Annotated in this window: 1 pseudogene; it reads left to right on the forward strand. The window is 73.8% G+C overall.

The annotated features are described in order from the left end of the window. Window positions 1–1,026: pseudogene (locus GRC12_RS44630) on the forward strand (serine protease); the annotation flags it as partial.

The raw sequence follows: 1,026 nt of genomic DNA on the forward strand, positions 1-1,026 counted from the left end.
CCTCTCCCACCGCCTCCCCGCCTGGACCCAGGGCACGGCGACCTGGCTGGCCGAAACAGGCGCCCGCCTGGTGGTGGCCTGCAGGCAGGAGTACTGGGAGACAGCGGTGACGCACTTCCCGGCGCCTCCGACCCTTGCGGACGAGGCTCCTTCAGCGCCACCCGCCTGTCTGCACCTCACCGACCTCACGGAACCCGAGGCTCGCACGGCCCGCGAACGCCACGGCATCCCCGAAGGCGCCCTCACCCCGGCCGACGCCCGTCACCCCCTCACCCTCCGCCTCCTCGCCGAGATCCGCACGGCCCTGCCCGACACCCTCGGCGCTCCTCACGCGCCCCTCGACCGCGACACCGTCTTCTCGGCGTACCTGGACCTGATGTGCCTCCGCATCGCCGTCCGCCTCGCCGAGGGGAACGGCCTCCGCGGCACCGCCGTACGGCGCCTGGCGGCAAAGGTCTCCGGCCAGGTCCACGAGGCCGCCCGCCGCAGCCTCGGCCCGGGCCAGGGCGAACTGGACCGTGCGTCGTTCGAGGCGGTGTTCCCCTGGGGCCAGGCCCTGCCCCACCTCGGCGGTGGCAGCGGCTGGGCCTCTGCCGTCCTCACCGAAGGGCTCCTCGTCCCGGCCGGCACCGGCTACCGCTTCGCGCACGAGGAGTTCGCCGACTGGATCCAGGGCACCCACCTCGACATCGACGAGGCGCTGCGGGCCCTGGTCCACCGCCGTACCCCCTCCCCGCACGCCGAGCCGCTGCCCGTGCCGCACCATCGCATCGGCCCGGTCGTACAGGCCTTGCTGTTCCTCGCCCGGGAACACGGCACCACCCAACTCGCCACCCGCCTGCACGAGTTGGTCCAGGCGCTGGAGACGGACCCGGATGCCTGGTGGCCCGCCCGTCTCCTCTCCGAAACCCTCCTCCGGGTCCCGGACGCCGGCCCGTACCTCGACGTACTCCGCCACCTCGCCGACCACGTCGTCACCGCTCAGCGCCCCACCACCGCATCCGTCTTCACCCCCGCCTTCTGGAC

It is taken from the genome of Streptomyces griseorubiginosus, from assembly GCF_017614965.1.
GTDB classification, from domain to species: domain Bacteria; phylum Actinomycetota; class Actinomycetes; order Streptomycetales; family Streptomycetaceae; genus Streptomyces; species Streptomyces griseorubiginosus_B.